The sequence below is a fragment of the Micromonospora sp. NBRC 107095 genome, assembly GCF_030269705.1.
Classification (GTDB): domain Bacteria; phylum Actinomycetota; class Actinomycetes; order Mycobacteriales; family Micromonosporaceae; genus Micromonospora; species Micromonospora parva.
The window spans coordinates 1,360,067-1,377,520 of sequence record NZ_BSTU01000001.1 but is presented as its reverse complement, the minus strand read 5'-3'; the positions used below and the strand labels follow the sequence as shown (position 1 = coordinate 1,377,520).

The window sequence follows — 17,454 nt, the reverse complement described above, 5'->3', positions numbered from 1 at the left end:
GATGGTGACGGCACCGCGTCGCCGGTGGCGGCTGACACCGACACCGGCCCTGGCCAGCAGTGGTGGCAGCGGCCCGTAGCGGTGCCGTTGGCCGCCGGCGCGCTGACCCTCGTCGTGGTGCTGATCGCCGCGGGACGCCGCCAGCTGTGGCGAGACGAGTTCGCGACGCTCGACGCCGCCCGAATGGGGCTTCGAGAGCTGTACGCGTTGGTGCAGCAGAAGGATCTGGTGCTCCTTCCGTACTACCTCGGAATGCACTTCTGGGTGCGGCTCTTCGGCGACAGCGAGGTGGCCCTCCGGCTTCCCTCGATAATCGCCGTGGCGATCGCGGCCAGCCTGACGGCCCTGCAGGGCCGAATGTTGTACGGCCCACGGGTGGGTCTGCTGGCTGGTGTGCTGTTCGGGCTCCTACCGGTCGTGACCCGGTACGGGCAGGAGGCGCGGCCCTACGGTCTGGTCATCGCCGCGGTGGCGGCGGCCGGCCTGTTCGTGGTGATGGCGACGCAGCGGCACTCCCGCGTGGCCTGGATCTGCTACGCCCTCATGCTCGTCCTGGTCGGCTGGCTGCACCTGATCGCCCTGGTGGTGCTGCCCGCACACGGCCTGCTCGTCCTGCTGGAGGCCCGTCGGCGGCAGAGTTGGCAGCCGGTCACCTGGTGGATGGGTGCGACAGCGGCCGCTGTCGCAGTGCTGTCGCCGCTGGTGTGGCTGGCCAAGGCGCAGAGCGGTCAGATCGCGTGGATCCAACCCGTTCCGGTGGGCGACCTCAGCGAGTGGATGCTGGAGTTGCCCGGCGCGATCGGGATCGGCGGGGTGCTGTTGGGCCTCGGCATCCTCGGCTGTGTCGGCGGTGGACCCCGCGTCGGCTACCTCGCCGCCTGGGCCCTCGGTCCGTTGATTGTGCTGTGGGCGCTGACTCCCATCATGCTGCTCTTCACCGAGCGCTACGTGCTGTTCGTGCTGCCCGCGTGGTGCCTGTTGGCGGCCGCCGGGGTGCAGGTCGCCGCCCAGCGGTTGAGTACGTTCACCGTGGCGGTCCCGGTGCTGGTGCTTCTCGTGGGTCTCAGCAGCCACGTCGCGCTCAGGGCTCCGGTCACCCAGTTCGAACCCGACCTGCGGGGCGCCGCGGCGGTGATCGACCAGCAACGACGGACGGGGGACCAGGTGGCGTACACCGGCCCGTTCCCGTGGTGGGCGAACGCGGGCCTCAAGTACTACCTGAAGGAGAAGCCGCTCCCCGAGGTGTTCCAAGCGACGGAGGGGCAGGCAACGCCGAACTACCGGGCGTGGTGCGGCGGGCCGGCCAAGTGCCTGGACACCAGGGCCCGGATCTGGCTGATCAACACGAAGCCGTCCACCACCAAGCTGACCTCATTCGCGGGGATGAATCCCGAGGTGGAGAAGGCGCTGCGGGCCCGGTTCGTGGTGACCCAGGTGGACCGCTTCACCGACGTGAGCGTCTCACTGCTCACCCCCCGGCCCAAGAAGGGCTGACTGACGAGCCGTTGCGGCCGTCAGTCAGCCAGCCAGCCGGCTCGGGGCTCGGATGGAACGGGCCGGGTGTTCAGGCGGGCGGCAGCACCTTGGCGACCAGCTTGGCCAGCTCACGCAACGCCTTGCCCCGGTGGCTGATGGCGTCCTTCTCCGCCGGGGTCAGCTCGGCGTTGGTCCGGTCCTGCCCGTCGCCCAGGAAGATCGGGTCGTAGCCGAAGCCGCCGTCACCGCGCGGTGCGCGCAGCACCCGCCCGGGCTGCCGGCCGTCGACGAGGTGCTCCTTGCCGCCGGGCAGCACCAATGCCACGGTGCAGACGAACGAGGCGGCCCGCTGCTCGTCGGGCACGTCGGCGATCTGGTCCAGCACCAGCTGAAGGTTGGCCCGGTCGTCGCCGTGCTTGCCGGACCAGCGGGCGCTGAACACGCCTGGCATCCCGTTGAGCGCGTCGACAGCGAGCCCCGAGTCGTCGGCGATGGTCGGCAGCCCGCTCTGCCGGCACCCCTCCCGCGCCTTGATCAACGCGTTCTCGCCGAAGGTCAGGCCGGTCTCCGGCAGTTCGGCGTACTGCTCGACGTCGTCCAGCCCGAGCAGTGCGATCCGGTGCGCGCCGAGCGCACCGTCCAGGATCCGCTGCAGCTCGACGAGCTTCTTGCGGTTACGCGTGGCGAGCAGGACCTTGTTCATGCTGAATCACCTTTGTTCGCGACTGCGGGGCTCGCAAGCTCACTCCTCGCGCTCACCCAATCACCTTTGTTCGCGACTGCGGGGCTCGCAAGCTCACTCCTCGCGCTCACGGGGAGGAAAGTGCCTTTCGCTGGGCTTCGGCCAACTCGGCGCAGCCGGCGACGGCCAGGTCGAGCAGGGCGTCGAGCTGGTCGCGGGCGAACACGCCCGCCTCGCCGGTGCCCTGCACCTCGACGAAGTCGCCCGCGCCGGTGCAGACCACGTTCATGTCCACCTCGGCGGCGACGTCCTCCTCGTAGCAGAGGTCGAGCCGGGCCTCCCCCGCGATGATGCCGACGCTGACCGCGGCCACCGACCGGTGCATCACCTTCTCCGGCTTGCCGGCCAACGCCTTGCGGGCGGCAAGCCAGCCCACCGCGTCGTGCAACGCGACGTACGCACCGGTGATCGCGGCGGTGCGGGTGCCGCCGTCGGCCTGGAGCACGTCGCAGTCGAGCACGATCGAGTTCTCGCCGAGCGCCTTGAGGTCGATGCTGGCCCGCAGGCTACGGCCGATCAGCCGGGAGATCTCGTGGGTGCGGCCACCGACCCGACCCTTGACGCTCTCCCGGTCGGAGCGGGTGTTGGTGGCCCGGGGCAGCATCGCGTACTCGGCGGTCACCCAGCCGAGCCCGGAGCCCTTGCGCCAGCGGGGCACGCCCTCGGTGACGCTCGCCGTGCAGAGCACCCGGGTGCCACCGAACTCGACGAGCACCGAGCCCTCCGGGTGGGTGCTCCAGGCACGGGTCACTGTCACCGGTCGGAGTTGAGAGGGCCCTCGCCCGTCAGGTCGCGCCATGCCTGCACCTTATGCGGTGCGGTGATCCGCCGCGCTCGGGGTGCCCCGGGGACCGTCGGCGCCGTGCACACCGAGGAACCCGTCGACAGCGGCCGGCCAGCCGAACTCCTCGGCTCGCGCCCTGGCGTCCCGCCGCCGTTGCGCCTGCGGCCGGGCCGCCAGGCGGCGCACCGCCGCCGCCATCGACGCCCCCGAGCCGTACGCCGCCAGCCCGGCCGCGCCGACCACCTCGGGGAGCGCGCTGGCCGCGTTGACCACCACCGGGGTGCCGCAGGCCAACGCCTCCAGGCCGGCCAGACCGAAGGTCTCCACCGGGCCCGGCGCGAGCACCACGTCGGCGCTGGCCAGCAGCGCGGCCACCGCGGCGCGGTCCGGTAGGAAGCCGGTGAACGTGACCGGCAGCCCCGCCGCCCGTCGGGCCAGCGCGTCGCGCAGCGGGCCGTCGCCGACCATCACCAACACCGCCGGTACGCCAGCCCGGCGCAGCTCGGCGAGGGTCTGCACGGCCAACTCCGGACGCTTCTCCGGGGAGAGCCGGGCGCAGTGCACCACCAGCAACTCGGTGTCGTCGGCGTAGCGCTCGCGCACCCGTGGGTCGGCCCGGTGCGGGGCGAAGGTGTCCAGGTCCACCCCGAGAGGCACCAGGCTCACGTTGTCGGCGCCGATCCGGGCGAACTCCTCGGCAGCCCATCGGGTCGTGCAGACGATCCGGTCGTACGCCTGACCGGTCGCCCGGTTGAGCCGGTCGGCGACTGGGCGGCGCAGCGCGGCCGGTACGCCCCACTGACCGAGCAGCCCGGTCAGCGACTCGTGCGACACCATCACCGACGGCACCCCGTGCGCCCGCGCCCACCGGCCCGTCCAGCGCAGCGACGACCGGTCGGAGACCTCCAACCGGTCCGGTGCCAGGTCGGCGAGGAGCCGGGCCAACCGGCCCCGGCCGGCCAGCAGCCGGTAACCGCCACTGCCCGGCAGCCGTGGGCCGGGCAGTGTGAGCACCCGTCCCCACGGGAACGTTTCGTCGGCGGCCCGCTGACCGGGTATCACCAGCACCGGATCGTGCCCGGCCGCCCGGTAGCCCGCGCCGAGATGCCGCAGCGCGGTCCGCAGGCCGCCTGAGCGTTCCGTGACGAAGTTGGCGAGCCGCACGATCCGCAGTCCGCCGGCCGCCCCGCTCACGAGGCCGCCGGCAGGCCGGCGGTGGCGGCAACGGCGCGTGCCGCGTGGTAGTGCCCGATCAGCTCGTCGCCGACCACCGCCCAGCTGCGGCGACTGACAGCGACCCGGGCGGCCCGCCCGTAGGACCGCCGCCGGTCGGCGTCGCCGGTCAGCTCGGCCACCGCCGCGGCGAGCGCGTCGCCGTCGTTCGGCGCCACCAGCAGCCCGGTCACGCCCGGCTCGACGAGGTCGACCGGGCCGCCGCTGGCCGGCGCCACGACCGGCACCCCGGAGGCCAGCGCCTCCTGGATGGTCTGACCGAAGGTCTCGTGCGGTCCGGTGTGCACGAACAGGTCCAGGCTGGCGTAGAGCCGCGCCAGGTCCTCGCCCTGCTGGACGCCGAGGAATGTCACAGCGGGCAGCTGCCGGGCCAACTGGCGGCGGGTCGGGCCGTCACCGGCCACCACCACCCGTACGCCGGGAAGTCGGGACGTCGCCGCCAGCAACTCCACCCGCTTCTCCGGGGCGAGCCGACCGACGTAGCCGACCAGCAGCTCACCGCCGGGTGCCAGCCGGTCCCGTAGCGCCGCGCACCGCTTGGCCGGATCGAAGCGGACGGCGTCCACACCGCGCCGCCACAGCCAGATCCGCTGCACCCCGTTGGCGATCAGGTCCGCGGCGGCCCGGGTGGAGGGTGCAAGGGTGCGTTGCGCCGAATTGTGGATCTCGCGGATCCGCCGCCACGCGGCCGCCTCGCCCCAACTCACCCGGTACGCCCGGGCGTACGCCGCCACATCGGTCTGGTAGACCGCCACCGTGGGCAACCCGTGCCGGCTGGCCAGGGTGGCCGCCCGTGCGCCCAGGACGAACGGACTGGCCAGGTGCACCACGTCCGGCTCGGCGGACAGCAGCGCCCCCGCCAGCCGGGCGTTGGTCGGCACACCCAGCCGGAAGCCCTGGTAACGGGGCAGCGGCACGCTCGGGATGCGCACCAACGGGTACGGCAGCCGGTCGATGCCCTGGCGGCCGGCGCCGGGCGGGGAAGGCGCGATGACCACCGGCTCATGGCCCTGGTCGAGCAGGTGCTCCGCCGTCCGCACCACGGAGTGCGCGACGCCGTTCACATCAGGTGGGAACGACTCGGTCACGATGGCGATCCGCATGCCCACACCGTGCGGGTGCCACGGGTGCACCAGACGACCTGCCGCTGACCGGCCGGCGAACAGTACGGCACAACACCGCGGCCCGGCGTCGGGAAGCGGACCCGCCGGGTCAGACGTCGTAGCTGGCGCCGGGCCGGACCACCTCGAGCGGTCCGGTGTACGCGGAGGCGGCCGACTCCAGGGTGTGCGCCTCGCTGCCCCAGGCGGGCACCAGGTGGGTCAGCAGCAGCCGGCCCACAGCGGCCTTGGTCGCCGCCTCACCGGCCTCCCGACCGGTGAGGTGCAGATCCGGTGGGTTGTCCATCCCGTCGAGGTAACTGGCCTCGCAGAGGAAGACGTCGGCATTCTGCGCCAGCCGCAGCAGCGCCTCGCACGGCGCGGTGTCCGACGAGTAGCACAGCGACCGGCCGTCGTGCTCCAGCCGCACGCCGTACGTCTCGACGGGGTGGTTGACCCGGTCGACGGTGACGGCGAACGGGCCGATCGGGAAGGTGCCCGGCTGAAGCGCGTAGAACTGGTACACGTCCTCCACCGAACCGTCGTCGCCGTACGCGGCGCTGAGCCGGTCCGGGGCGCCAGCGGGCGCGTACACCGGCAGGGCCGGGTAGGGGCCGTCCGGGGCGTAGCGGCGCACCACCACGTAGAGCACGGCGTCGAACATGTGGTCGCAGTGCAGGTGGGTCAGCAGGATCGCGTCCGGGGCGTGCAGCCCCGCGTACCGCTGGAGACTGGACAGCGACCCCGAGCCGAAGTCGACCAGGAGCCGGAAGCCGTCAGCCTCGACCAGATAGGCCGAGCAGGGCGACTCGGGGCCAGGAAAACTGCCGGCGCTTCCCAGGACAGTCAGTCGCATCGAGTGGTCTCGCTGTCACTATCAGTAGCACCCGTGCCGGCGACAGTCCCGGGCATGATCTCTACCGACGCGTACGCCACGCTGCGCAGCCTACGCTGACGCGCCCGGCAGCAAGAATCATCCAACGGAAGTTGTCACGAACGTGACACCTGCTCGCGGTACGCCGGGCAGCCTACGGGCCGTCGACGGATGTCGACGGCCCGTAGTCGGCAGACCAGATCGGTCAGGCCCAGAGCTGCCCCTCCAGGGCGTCCTCGGCATCGGCGAGCGTGCCGCCGTACGCGCCGGTGGACAGGTACTTCCACCCGCCGTCGCAGACCACGAAGGCCACATCGGCCCGCCGGCCGTCGCGAACCGCCTCGTGCGCCACCGCCAGCGCGGCGTGCAGGATGGCACCGGTGGAGAACCCGGCGAAGATGCCCTCCACCTCCACCAGCTGGCGGGTGCGCAGCACCGCGTCCCGGGTGCCGACCGAGAAACGCCGGGAGAGCACCGAGGCGTCGTAGAGCTCCGGCACGTAACCCTCGTCGATGTTGCGCAGGCCGTAGACCAACTCGCCGTAGCGCGGCTCGGCGGCCACCACCTGGATGCCCTCGACCTTCTCGCGCAGGTAACGCCCGGTGCCCATCAGGGTGCCGGTGGTGCCCAGCCCGGCCACGAAGTGCGTGATGCTGGGCAGGTCGTGCAGCAACTCCGGCCCGGTCGTCTCGTAGTGCGCCCGCGCGTTCGCCTCGTTGCCGTACTGGTAGAGCATCACCCAGTCCGGGTGCTCGGCGGCGATCTGCTTGGCGGTGGCGACCGCCTGGTTGGAACCGCCCGCCGCCGGCGAGAAGATGATCTCGGCTCCGTACATCCGGAGCAACTGGACCCGCTCGGTGGAGACGTTCTCGGGCATCACGCAGACCAGCCGGTAGCCGCGCAGCTTGGCCACCATCGCCAACGAGATGCCGGTGTTGCCACTCGTCGGTTCGAGGATGGTGTCACCGGCGCGGAGGCGGCCGGCCTCCTCCGCCGCCCGGACCATGAACAGCGCCGCGCGGTCCTTGATGCTGCCGGTGGGGTTGCGGTCCTCCAGTTTGGCCCAGAGCCGCACCGGAGGGGCACCGTCGGGCACCGTCGGGGAGAGCCGGGGCAGGCCGACGAGCGGCGTACCCCCGCAGGCGTCGAGCAGGCTGTCGTACCGCGCCATGGCGGCCGACCTCAGCGAGCCGCGACGGCGTCGCCGGCCACCACGGCCGCGGCGCTGTGCGAACTGATCGCCGCCGCCGCGGCGCTGTGCGAGCTGATCGCCGCCGCCGCGGCGAAGCCGAACGCGCCGCCGGCCACGGCCGGCAGGATGGTGACGCTGTCGCCGTCGGAGAGCTTCGCGTCCAGCGCGCCGAGGAAACGGACGTCCTCGTCATTGACGTAGACGTTGACGAAACGGTGCAGCGAGCCCGCCTCGGTGATCAGCCGGCCGCGCAGACCGCCGTGCCGGGAATCCAGGTCGGTGAGCAGATCGGCGAGCGTGTCGCCGGTGCCCTCGACGACCTTGGCTCCGCCGGTGTAGCTGCGCAGGATGGTGGGGATGCGAACCTCAATAGCCATGATGTCGAACTCCTCGATCGGGTGTGCCTACGGTGACGGGACGAGACGGTTGCGGCGCTGACGGGTCAGCGGCCGGAACACTCGTAATCGACCGTCGCCGGGCTCTGCCCGAACATGTAGGACTGCACGGCGTGCGGGTCGACGCCGGCCTCCACGACACGGACCGGCTCCTCGGTGACCACACCGTCGACGATCCGGAACGACCGGATCTCCTCCGAGTCGGGCTCACGGGTCGAGACGAGCAGGTAGTGCGCACCCGGCTCACCGGCGAAGGCGACATCCGTCCGCGACGGGTACGCCTCGGTGGCGGTGTGCGAGTGGTAGATGACGACGGGCTCCTCGTCCCGGTCGTCCATCTCCCGCCACACGCGCAGGTGCTCCATCGAGTCGAACTCGTAGAAGGTCATCGAGCGGGCGGCATTGTCCATCGGGATGTGCCGGGTCGGGGTGTCGCTGCCGACGGGACCGGCGACCACGCCGCACGCCTCGTCGGGGTGGTCCCGCCGCGCGTGGGCGACGATCGCGTCGATGATCGACCGGTCGATGCTCAGCACGTGCACCAGCCTAACGCCTGTCGAGCACAGGCCGAAGTGGTGCCGGTCACCCCTAGTCGATCAAGGCGTTGAGCAGCGACTCCTGCAGATATCCGAGATACGCGTAGACCGAAAGCTGGAACACCCTGCTGGAACCCGGGTCCTCAGCGACCGCGTCGTCCAACTCCTCGCCCAGATCCGTGCCGTCCTTGATCTCCAGGCGGACGCCCATCGCGAGCCGGGCGTCGTTCAGTGCCCGCAACCACGCCTCGGCGGCCTCGGCGTCCAGCCGCACCTCGCCACCGGCGTCGTCCGGCAACGCGGCCAGGATCGCCCCCGCCTGATCGATCTTCGCGGTCTTCAGGTCGCCCTCGGTGTAGCGGCGGAACTCGGCGGTGCCCGCAGCGTCCTGCGGGTAGACCGCCGGGAAGAGCCGACCGACGACCGGGTCGGTGTGGTCGAAGCCGTCAGTGAGCAGACCCACCACCTCGGAGGCGACCTTCCGCAGCACCCGCACCTCGTCGACGGCGAAGACGGCCACGTAGTGACCGGCCTGGCGACGGAACATGCTCATGATCTGTCCACCGTCGCCCAGAGCCCGTACGCGTGCAGTTGCGACGCGTCGTGCTCCATCCGCTCGCGGGCGCCGGTGGAGACCACAGCACGCCCCTTGTGGTGCACGTCCAGCATCAGCTGTTCGGCCCTCTCCCGGCTGTAGCCGAAAAGCTTCTGGAAAACCCAGGTCACGTACGTCATCAGGTTGACCGGGTCGTCCCACACGATCGTCACCCACTGCCGGTCGGACGCCGGCACCTCGTCAGTGTCCGGCGTCTCGACCGGTACAACCTGCGGAGCCGCCATGCCCCCCATCGTGCCACCGGTTTCCCGGAACCGAGGAACCGGAACGCCGGCCCGGCGCGGATCACCCACTCCGGGCACTCCCGACCCGCTCTGGACGCCACCGAGCGCTGGGTCGGGCCCGGACCCGGGCCAACCGTCGGGCGCGCCGTCAGGCGAGCAGGATGCCGTGATCAACTGCATCGGAGAGCACCACGCCCAGCGAGAGGCGGATCACCTCGAACCGTCGGGAGATCTCCCTGGACAACCCCAACTCGACCTCGCGCACCGCCCGCTGGGACCAGGCCCGCGCCGCGCTGTGGTTGTCGTTGCCGGGGGTACGCCACTGCTGCCAGCACCCGCCGGAGAGCGCCACCGCCACCGGTGGGAGCACCTCGTCACGGGACGCCACCGGATAGCTGGCGGCGGCGTCGATCGCCTCCGGGCCGGTCAACTCGGCCACCCCGGCCGTACTGGTGATCAACAGCACCTTGTCCAACTCCTGGCCGGGCCGGTGATCGGCCAGGCCGTACTGCACAGCGGCGTTGATCCGACGTCGCACGCCTTCGCTCGGCGGCGCGCCGAGCACCCGGGACGCGACGTCGGTCACGATGCCGCGCACCGCCTGATCGCACTGCGCGGTGGCCAACAGCGACAACGCCGCCATCTCCCGGTCGAGCAGATCCGGCAGGCCGGCACAGCCGACTCCGAACACGATCTCCTGAACCGCCCGCAGGTGGATGTTCGCCAACTCCAGGGCGAGGTGCTGGCGGATGCGCTGAGCACACGAGCGGGCGTGCCGGTCCAACCGTTCGGACCAGTCACCCGGATCGGCGGCCACGGCGACGCGACCCTGCTGCCCCGGCACCACCGGTGGGTCGACGCTGGCCCGCTGCAAACCCTCACGCGACGCCCAACCCACCAGCGCCCGCCGCAGGTCGGCGGCGGAGGCGGCGTCGTCGACCGGGAACCACCGCGCGCCGGCCAACGCCGGCACCGCGGCCAGCAGCGCGGCCCGATGCGCCTCCACCGTCACCGCTACCGCGTCCACCTCGGTCTGCGAACCCCCGACCGGCGGGACGGACGCCCCCGCGCCCTCCGTAGTCGCCGTGCCGTCGGCCATCTGAGCCCAACCCGCCGCGCCGGGAGTGACCGCGAAGACGACCTCCACCGAGGTCGAGGCGACTTCGGCGAGCAGGTTCAACTCGGCGGCGGTGAAAGCCTGGTCGGCGGCGATCACGAAGAGCAGCGCTCCGGCCCGGCCCGCCGCTTCGAGCAGCACCTGGGTGCCGGCCACGCCGAGGGTGGCGGTGTCCGGAACGTCGATCAGGACGAAGTGCCGCAGCAGTGGCTCGGGCACCGTCAGCTCGACCCGCCGGGGCGGACGAGCCAACGCCGGACCGGCGGCGTCCCGGTCCGCGCCGTACGAGTGCGGCTGGCGGTAACCGGGCACGTACGCCGCCCGGGTGGGCACCTGGGCGTTGCGCACCACCAACCAACTGCCGGCGGGCACGGTGAGCATGACCGGGTCGAGCCCGAGCAGTGTGGCGAGCACGGCACGCCGCTCGGCACCGGCCGGGCCGACGGCGACCACACCGAGCGGCTCGTCCGGGGCGGGGCCCGCCACGCCGATCCGGGTGGGGAGCGGGCCGCAGGTGGGTAGGTCGGTTGGGCCGGTCATGTCGTCCGACGAGTCGACCGAGGGGAGAGGGCCCTGCTTCATCAGGTGCCTCCCGTTGCAGGTGGTCGGAGGTCCGGTCGCGAAATTTTCCGGTACGTCAACCCCGGATGTCGGAAGACTACGGGCGGGCCGACGACCGGGCAGAACACCCCGAATACTCACCGGTAATTGTGCGCTTACTCAACTTCGCACCGTGACGGTGCGGGCGCGGACGGATTCCGATCGATATGCTGCGCGGATGAGTCGATGGGAGTTCGTCGGCCGCACGGATGAGCTCAACCGCCTGCTGGAGGCGGTGACCGGTGAGGCCGGCCGAGGGCTCTTCTTCAGCGGCAGCGCTGGCATCGGCAAGAGCCGGTTGCTGCGCGAGGGCGTGGGCGCCCTGCCCACCGACCGGTTCGCGATCTGGTCCATCGCCGCGAGCGCCACCACCGCGGCGCTGCCGTTCGGCGGCCTGGTCCAGGTCCTCCCCGCGGAGCAGCCCCAGGGCCTCTCCCCCGCCGGCGTCCTGCGCTGGGCTCTCAACGTGCTGCAACAGCAGGCGGCCGGCCGACGGATCGTGCTCGCCATCGACGACGCCCACCTGCTCGACCCACCCTCGGCCGCACTGGTGCACCTGGTCGCCCGCGCCGAGAACGCCACAGTGGTCGGCACCCTGCGCGACGGCGAGCAGATCCCGCTGCCGATCCGCGCGCTCTGGACCGACGACCTGGTCGAGCACGTGGAGCTGACCCCGATGCCGCAGGCGGAGACCGCTGGGCTGCTGGCGGCGATCCTGGGCGGCCCGGTCGACCCGGGCTCCGCCGACCGGCTCGGCCGACTGTCGTCCGGCAACCCGCTGCTGCTACGCGAACTGGTGCACGCCGCCAACGGCAGCGCGGAGCTGAAGCAGACGTACGGGATCTGGAAGTGGACCGGGCGGTTGGAGCTGGCGCCCAACCTGACCGACCTCATCGACACCCGGGTCGGAAAGCTCACCGACGGCGTCCGCGCGGTGGTCGAGCTTGTCGCGTTCGGCGAACCACTCGGCCTGCAACTGCTCAGGCAGGCCGCCGATCAGAAGGACGTGGAGACCGCCGAGGAGCGCGGCCTGATCACCGTGGACCAGCACGACCGGCGCACCAACGTCCGGCTGGCCCACCCGCTCTACGGCGAGGTGATGCGCCGGCGCTGTCCGGTCAGCCGCACCCGTCGGCTTCAGGCGCACCTCGCCGAGCTGATCGAGCAGGTCGGCAAGCGCCGCCGCGACGACCTGCTGCGGGTGGCCGTCTGGCGACTCGACTCGGGCACCGCACAGGACCCGGCCCTGCTGCTGGAGGCCGCCGTACAGGCGTTCACCCGCTACGACGTACCGCTGGCGACCCGCCTGGCGCGGGCCGCGCTGAACGCCGACGGCGGCTCCGACGCGGCGGAGCTGCTGGCCACCATCCTGATGTTCGCCGACCGGCCCGGCGAGGCGATCGACGTCCTCGACGCGGTGCCCCCGGAGCCGGGCGACGAGCGACGGCTCTGCCGCTGGCTGACAGTGCGCGGCATGGTCAGCTACTGGGGGTTGAGCCAGGAGTCCACGGTGGAGGAGATCGCCGGCCGGGTCGAGCAGCTCAGCGACTCCGCCGACCGGGCCCGGGTGCACGCCTTCGAAGCGATCATGCGCCTGCACCGGCTGGACACCGCCGCCGCGGTGCGGCTCAGCCAACGTGTCCTGGACCGGCCGGCGGCCGGCGTCGCCGCCCGCGAGCTGGCCCGCTCCACGATCGCGTACGTCCAGGCCGCGCAGGGCGAGCTGACCCGCAGCGGTACGGCGATCGCCCAGGTGCACTCGGCTGCGGCCAACTGGCGCACCGACATGCCGTACCTCCAACTGGCCCTGGAGTTGGCCCGCGGCACCCGGCTCATGCTCACCGGCGACCTGGCCGGAATCGACGCGATCGTCGCCGACGAGTTCGCCGACCTCGCCGGGGAGGGTGACTTCCGCCTCGGCACCGGCTACCTGGCCATCCTGCAGGCGTACGCGTACCGGCTGCGCGGGCAGAGCGGCGCCGCCATGCGGACCTCCCTGAGTGCCTGTGCGGTGCTGGCCACGAGTCGGGTCTACGCGGGTCTGGCCCAGGCCGAACGCGCCCAGTCGGCGGCGCTGCGCGGTGACGCCGTGCAGGCGGCCGCGGCGATGGCCGAGGCCGACCGCACCCACGCGCCGGGAATGGCGGTGCTCTACCCGTGGCTGGAGCAGGCCCGGGGCGCGTCGCTGGCCGCTGGTGGCGACCTGCCGGGCGCGGTCAAGCACCTCGGCGACCTGGTGGATCGGCTGCGCTCGGACGGCTTCGCCGGGCACGAGGTGCACGTTCTGCACGACCTGGTCCGACTGGACCAGGCGGGCATGGCGGTCGGGCCCACCTGTTCCGACGGTGGTCGGCGCACCGTCGCGCAGCGCCTCGCCGAGCTCTCCGAGCGGGTCGACGGGGTGTTGCCACCGCTGTTGGCCCGGCACGCCCGCGCCGCGGTGACCGACTCCCCCGCTGATCTGCTCGCGGTCGCCGACGACTACGCCGCACTGGAGTTGACCGTGTACGCGGCCGAGGCCACCTCCCAGGCCGTTCAGCGGCTGCGCCAACAGCACTCGGCGGCGGCCAACGACGCCCGGGAGCGTCTCGCCGGGTTGCTCGGGCGCTGCGACGCGATCCGGACGCCGGCGCTCCAGGCCGGCGCGCCGGTGCTCACCGAGCGGGAGTGGCAGGTGGCTCGCCTCGCCGCGCACGGTGCGGCCAGCCGGGCCATCGCCGAACGGCTCTACCTGTCGGCGCGCACTGTGGAGAACCACCTCCAGCGGATCTACGCCAAACTCGGCGTGACCAGCCGGGCCGAGCTGTGGGCGGCGTTACGTTCGATCCCGGGCCACGACGGCGGCGACGCGAGCTGAACCTTAGGCTGGGGCGGTGAGCATCCACCGCCCCGCGCTGCTGACCGACCACTACGAGCTGACGATGGTCAGCGCGGCCCTGAAGGACGGCACCGCCGACCGCCGGTGTGTCTTCGAGGTGTTCAGCCGCCGGTTGCCCAGTGGCCGCCGGTACGGCGTGGTCGCCGGGACGGCCCGACTGATCGAGCTGATCCGCGACTTCCGGTTCGATCCCAGCGAGGTGGAGTTCCTGCTGCGGACCGGGGTGGTCGACGAGATGGCGGCGGCGTGGCTCACCGACTACCGCTTCACCGGCGACGTCGACGGCTACGCCGAGGGCGAGCTGTTCTTCCCCGGCTCACCGATCCTCACCGTCTCCGGCGGTTTCGCCGAGTGTGTGGTGCTGGAGACGCTGGTGCTGTCCGTGCTCAACCACGACAGCGCGGTGGCCGCTGCGGCGGCACGGATGGTGACCGCGGCGCGCGGCCGGACGCTCATCGAGATGGGCTCGCGGCGGGCACACGAGGAGGCGGCGGTGGCCGCGGCGCGAGCCGCGTACCTGGCCGGTTTCCGGTTCACGTCCAACCTCGCCGCCGGTGCGCTCTACGGTATTCCGACGGCGGGCACGGCGGCGCACGCCTTCACCCTGCTGCACGACGACGAACGGGCGGCGTTCGCCTCGCAGGTCGCCACGCTGGGCAAGGACACCACGCTGCTGGTCGACACGTACGACATCAGCCAGGGCATCCGCAACGCGATAGCGGTGGCCGGGCCGGAGCTGCGGGCGGTACGCATCGACTCCGGCGACCTCGCGGTGATCGCTCAGCAGTCCCGGGAGCTGCTCGACTCGTTGGGCGCCACCGAGACCAAGATCATCGTTTCGGGCGACCTGGACGAGTACGCGATCGCCGCGCTGGCCGCCGAACCGGTCGACATGTACGGCGCCGGCACGGCCGTGGTCACCGGTTCCGGCGCGCCGACCGCCGGGTTGGTGTACAAGCTGGTCGAGGTCGAGGGACGACCGGTGGTGAAGCGCTCCGAGCACAAGGCGACGATCGGCGGCCGGAAGGTCGCGGTCCGCCGGCACAAGCCGACCGGTACCGCCACCGAGGAGATCATCGTTCCGCAGGGCGTTCCGGACCGGCAGCCCAACGACCGCCTGCTCCAGCAGTCGTTCGTGGCCGCCGGTGAGCCGGTGCCGCTGCCGACGCTCGACGAGTCGCGGGAGCACCTGCGGGAGTGTCTGATCTCCATCCCGTGGGAGGGGCTGAAGCTCTCGGCCGGCGACCCGGCCGTGCCGGTCACCGTCGTACCCGCTGGTTGAGCCTTCCGCCGATCCGATCTCGAAGGGGAACCCCTGATGGCCAACGCGCTGATCATCGTGGACGTGCAGAACGACTTCTGCGAGGGCGGCTCGCTGGCCGTCGCCGGTGGCGCAGGGGTGGCCGCCGGGATCTCCCGGCTCCTCGCCGCCGAGCCGGACCGGTGGACGCACGTGGTCGCCACCAAGGACTACCACGTCGACCCGGGGGCCCACTTCGGCGATCCGCCGGACTTCGTGGAGTCCTGGCCCCGGCACTGCGTGGTCGGCACCAGCGGTTCGGAGTTCCACAGCGAACTGGACACCGCCCGGATCGAGGCGATCTTCCACAAGGGCGAGCACGCAGCGGCGTACTCCGGTTTCGAGGGGCATGCCGACGACGGCGAGTGCCTGGCCGACTGGCTGCGCCGACACGACGTGGACCGGGTCGACCTGGTCGGCATCGCCACGGACCACTGCGTGCGGGCCACCGCGCTGGACGCCGCCCGGGAGGGTTTCGCCACGACCGTGCTGCTCGAGTTGACCGCCGCCGTCGCCCCGGCGACCACCGACGTGGCCCTGCGCGCGATGGACGGCGCCGGAGTGATCATGCACGGGCAGCCTGTGATCAGGGCCGCATGAGCCGCTAATTGGTTGGCCAAGGGGCCGCCGCCGGTCGAGGATGTCGCCGGAGGTACGGACCCACGTGAACATGAAGCCTTACCGGCGGGCACTCGCCCTGCCCGGCCTGCGATCGCTGCTGGTGGTCGCCGTCCTCGCCCGCATCCCGCTCACCGCGACCGGGGTGACGCTGACCTTCCACGTGGTGTTCGACCTGCACCGCGGTTACGGGGCCGCCGGCCTGGTCGGTGCGGCGGTCACCGTGGGCGCGGCGATCGGCGGGCCGATTCTCGGCCGGCTGGTGGATCACCGGGGTCTCCGCCCGGTCCTGGTGCTCACCGGCATCGCGGAGGCGATCTTCTGGTCGACCGCGCCGTCGCTGCCGTACCCCCTGCTCCTGCCGGCCGCGTTCGTGGCCGGCTCGCTGGCCCTGCCGATCTTCTCAGTGGTCCGTCAGTCGATCGCCGCGCTGGTCCCGGAGGACCAGCGCCGCCCGGCGTACGCGTTGGACTCGATGTCGGTGGAGCTGTCGTTCATGATCGGCCCGGCGTTGGCCGTCGCGCTGGTCACCGCGATCTCCGCGCAGACCACCATGTACCTGGTCGGCGGCGGCATCGTGGCCGCCGGCATCGCCCTGTGGCTGGTCAACCCGCCGATCCGCGAAGCCACCACCGGGGAGCCCAGCGGGCCGGCCCAGCGGGTGCCTCGCCGGCAGTGGCTGACGCCCCGGCTGCTCGCCGTACTGGCCCTCAGCACCGCGGCGACACTGGTGCTCGGCGGCACCGACGTGGCGGTGGTCGCGGTGCTCCGGGCCAGCGGCGAGGTCGGCTGGACCGGCGCGGTGCTGGCCATCTGGGCGGTCGCCTCGCTGGCCGGCGGGTTCGCCTACGGAGCCGTGCACCGTTCGTTCTCCCCACTGGCGTTGACCGCCGCACTCGCCCTGTGCACCATCCCGGTCGGGCTGGGCGGCGCGCACTGGTGGCTGCTGTGCCTGGCGCTGATCCCGGCCGGTGCGCTCTGCGCGCCGACCATCGCGGCCGGTTCGGACGCGGTCAGCCGCCTGGTCCCGGCCCAGGTACGCGGTGAGGCGATGGGGCTGCACGGCTCGGCGGTCACCGTGGGCATCGCGATCGGTGCGCCGCTCGCCGGAGCGGTGATCGACGCCAGCTCGCCGGTCTGGGGTTTCGTGGTCACCGGGGCACTCGGCGCGCTGGTCACGGTGGTGGTGCTCCCGATCGAACTGCGCCGCCGTCGCGCCGCCGCAACCGTCCCACCGCCCGTCGAAGCGGACCTCACCCCCGCCGCCCGCTAACGGTCTGACAGCGGCCGGGCCAAGCCGAGCCGGACTGAGCCGTGCCGGGCCCGGGGCATGCCGGGCCGGGGGCAGCTCCGCCGGCAGGCGAGCCAGAACGGGTCAAGGCAGCCGTGCACCAACCCAATTGGGTGGGTGTGCCGCCCGGCAGTTTCCGGCCGGCGCGCTGTCTGGGGCAGCAAGATAGTGGCGTCACTGCGGATCGAGGTGTCCGCCGGGCCGCCGGGCCACCAGGGCCGCCGGACCACCAGGGCCGCCGGACCACCAGGGCCGCCGGACCACCAGGGCCGCCGGACCACCAGGGCCGCCGGACCACCAGGGCCGCCGGGGCCGCATACCTGCTCGTGAGCGTGATGTCTGTGAGTCATCGTGATGACTCACAGACATCACGCTCACGAGGGACATGGCCTGCCTTGGGGCCAGGCCGACCATGGGCCAGTCCGTGCCGACACCGGGTTAGGCCGCGCCGACGCCGAGCCAGGCCAAGCCAAGCCGA

The 17,454-nt window shown here is 72.3% G+C and carries 16 protein-coding genes; 5 read left to right on the top strand and 11 right to left on the bottom strand.

Annotated elements, in window-relative coordinates; all coding sequences use genetic code 11:
* Positions 1-24 precede the first annotated feature (24 nt).
* Positions 25-1,494 (top strand): glycosyltransferase family 39 protein, encoded by a 1,470-nt coding sequence (locus tag QSK15_RS06520; RefSeq protein ID WP_285793342.1) that lies wholly within the window; start codon positions 25-27, stop codon positions 1,492-1,494.
* Between the two features lie 70 nt (positions 1,495-1,564).
* Here QSK15_RS06520 and rdgB read toward each other — a convergent pair whose 3' ends face one another.
* The 11 genes from rdgB to QSK15_RS06465 all read right to left on the bottom strand — a co-directional run bounded on the left by rdgB (position 1,565) and on the right by QSK15_RS06465 (position 10,871).
* Positions 1,565-2,179 (bottom strand): RdgB/HAM1 family non-canonical purine NTP pyrophosphatase, encoded by a 615-nt coding sequence (gene rdgB / locus QSK15_RS06515; protein WP_030331263.1) that lies wholly within the window; start codon positions 2,177-2,179, stop codon positions 1,565-1,567.
* Positions 2,180-2,285: 106 nt separating this feature from the next.
* Positions 2,286-3,017, bottom strand: coding sequence for a ribonuclease PH (rph, locus tag QSK15_RS06510; RefSeq protein WP_285793341.1), 732 nt, complete (start codon positions 3,015-3,017; stop codon positions 2,286-2,288).
* Between the two features lie 9 nt (positions 3,018-3,026).
* Positions 3,027-4,196, bottom strand: a complete 1,170-nt coding sequence (locus tag QSK15_RS06505) for a glycosyltransferase (RefSeq protein WP_285793340.1) — start codon at positions 4,194-4,196, stop codon at positions 3,027-3,029.
* Positions 4,193-5,338 carry a glycosyltransferase family 4 protein gene (locus QSK15_RS06500; protein ID WP_285793339.1) on the bottom strand — a complete coding sequence of 382 codons (1,146 nt, stop codon included), beginning with the start codon at positions 5,336-5,338 and terminating at the stop codon, positions 4,193-4,195. The genes QSK15_RS06505 and QSK15_RS06500 overlap by 4 nt, the downstream gene beginning before the upstream one ends.
* A 109-nt stretch (positions 5,339-5,447) precedes the next feature.
* A complete protein-coding gene (locus QSK15_RS06495) occupies positions 5,448-6,191 on the bottom strand; it encodes an MBL fold metallo-hydrolase (RefSeq protein ID WP_030331266.1) in 744 nt (247 codons plus the stop codon).
* 223 nt (positions 6,192-6,414) lie between these two features.
* On the bottom strand, positions 6,415-7,380 hold the full coding sequence (locus QSK15_RS06490) for a PLP-dependent cysteine synthase family protein (protein ID WP_279517161.1): 966 nt from the start codon (positions 7,378-7,380) through the stop codon (positions 6,415-6,417).
* An 11-nt stretch (positions 7,381-7,391) separates the two neighbouring features.
* Positions 7,392-7,778, bottom strand: coding sequence for a MoaD family protein (locus QSK15_RS06485; RefSeq protein ID WP_285793338.1), 387 nt, complete (start codon positions 7,776-7,778; stop codon positions 7,392-7,394).
* A gap of 65 nt (positions 7,779-7,843) precedes the next feature.
* Entirely contained in the window at positions 7,844-8,332 is a 489-nt protein-coding gene (locus QSK15_RS06480) for a M67 family metallopeptidase (RefSeq protein ID WP_030331272.1), read from the bottom strand.
* Positions 8,333-8,384: 52 nt separating this feature from the next.
* Positions 8,385-8,885 carry a DUF2017 domain-containing protein gene (locus QSK15_RS06475; protein WP_285793337.1) on the bottom strand — a complete coding sequence of 167 codons (501 nt, stop codon included), beginning with the start codon at positions 8,883-8,885 and terminating at the stop codon, positions 8,385-8,387.
* Positions 8,882-9,172, bottom strand: a complete 291-nt coding sequence (gene clpS, locus QSK15_RS06470; protein ID WP_030331276.1) for an ATP-dependent Clp protease adapter ClpS — start codon at positions 9,170-9,172, stop codon at positions 8,882-8,884. The genes QSK15_RS06475 and clpS overlap by 4 nt, the downstream gene beginning before the upstream one ends.
* Positions 9,173-9,320: 148 nt before the next feature.
* Positions 9,321-10,871 carry a P-loop NTPase family protein gene (locus QSK15_RS06465; RefSeq protein WP_285793336.1) on the bottom strand — a complete coding sequence of 517 codons (1,551 nt, stop codon included), beginning with the start codon at positions 10,869-10,871 and terminating at the stop codon, positions 9,321-9,323.
* Between the two features lie 196 nt (positions 10,872-11,067).
* Here QSK15_RS06465 and QSK15_RS06460 point away from each other — a divergent pair, with 196 nt between their 5' ends.
* The 4 genes from QSK15_RS06460 to QSK15_RS06445 are packed head-to-tail and all read left to right on the top strand — an operon-like array spanning position 11,068 to position 16,958.
* Positions 11,068-13,746: a LuxR C-terminal-related transcriptional regulator gene (locus QSK15_RS06460; protein ID WP_285793335.1), complete on the top strand. Its 2,679-nt coding sequence runs from the start codon at positions 11,068-11,070 to the stop codon at positions 13,744-13,746.
* 16 nt (positions 13,747-13,762) lie between these two features.
* Positions 13,763-15,049, top strand: coding sequence for a nicotinate phosphoribosyltransferase (locus tag QSK15_RS06455; RefSeq protein ID WP_285793334.1), 1,287 nt, complete (start codon positions 13,763-13,765; stop codon positions 15,047-15,049).
* A 36-nt stretch (positions 15,050-15,085) separates the two neighbouring features.
* Positions 15,086-15,667: an isochorismatase family protein gene (locus tag QSK15_RS06450; protein ID WP_285793333.1), complete on the top strand. Its 582-nt coding sequence runs from the start codon at positions 15,086-15,088 to the stop codon at positions 15,665-15,667.
* 40 nt (positions 15,668-15,707) lie between these two features.
* Complete coding sequence (locus QSK15_RS06445; protein WP_285793332.1) at positions 15,708-16,958, top strand: MFS transporter; 1,251 nt, start codon at positions 15,708-15,710, stop codon at positions 16,956-16,958.
* Positions 16,959-17,454: the final 496 nt, after the last annotated feature.

Excerpts from the sequence above, each read along its gene's own strand:
- rdgB (WP_030331263.1), bottom strand. The coding sequence starts at position 2,179 with ATGAACAAGGTCCTGCTCGCCACGCGTAACCGCAAGAAGCTCGTCGAG.
- rph (WP_285793341.1), bottom strand. The coding sequence starts at position 3,017 with ATGGCGCGACCTGACGGGCGAGGGCCCTCTCAACTCCGACCGGTGACA.
- QSK15_RS06500 (WP_285793339.1), bottom strand. The coding sequence starts at position 5,338 with ATGCGGATCGCCATCGTGACCGAGTCGTTCCCACCTGATGTGAACGGC.
- QSK15_RS06495 (WP_030331266.1), bottom strand. The coding sequence starts at position 6,191 with ATGCGACTGACTGTCCTGGGAAGCGCCGGCAGTTTTCCTGGCCCCGAG.
- QSK15_RS06490 (WP_279517161.1), bottom strand. The coding sequence starts at position 7,380 with ATGGCGCGGTACGACAGCCTGCTCGACGCCTGCGGGGGTACGCCGCTC.
- QSK15_RS06485 (WP_285793338.1), bottom strand. The coding sequence starts at position 7,778 with ATGGCTATTGAGGTTCGCATCCCCACCATCCTGCGCAGCTACACCGGC.
- QSK15_RS06475 (WP_285793337.1), bottom strand. The coding sequence starts at position 8,885 with ATGAGCATGTTCCGTCGCCAGGCCGGTCACTACGTGGCCGTCTTCGCC.
- clpS (WP_030331276.1), bottom strand. The coding sequence starts at position 9,172 with ATGGCGGCTCCGCAGGTTGTACCGGTCGAGACGCCGGACACTGACGAG.
- QSK15_RS06465 (WP_285793336.1), bottom strand. The coding sequence starts at position 10,871 with ATGAAGCAGGGCCCTCTCCCCTCGGTCGACTCGTCGGACGACATGACC.
- QSK15_RS06460 (WP_285793335.1), top strand. The coding sequence starts at position 11,068 with ATGAGTCGATGGGAGTTCGTCGGCCGCACGGATGAGCTCAACCGCCTG.
- QSK15_RS06450 (WP_285793333.1), top strand. The coding sequence starts at position 15,086 with ATGGCCAACGCGCTGATCATCGTGGACGTGCAGAACGACTTCTGCGAG.
- QSK15_RS06445 (WP_285793332.1), top strand. The coding sequence starts at position 15,708 with ATGTCGCCGGAGGTACGGACCCACGTGAACATGAAGCCTTACCGGCGG.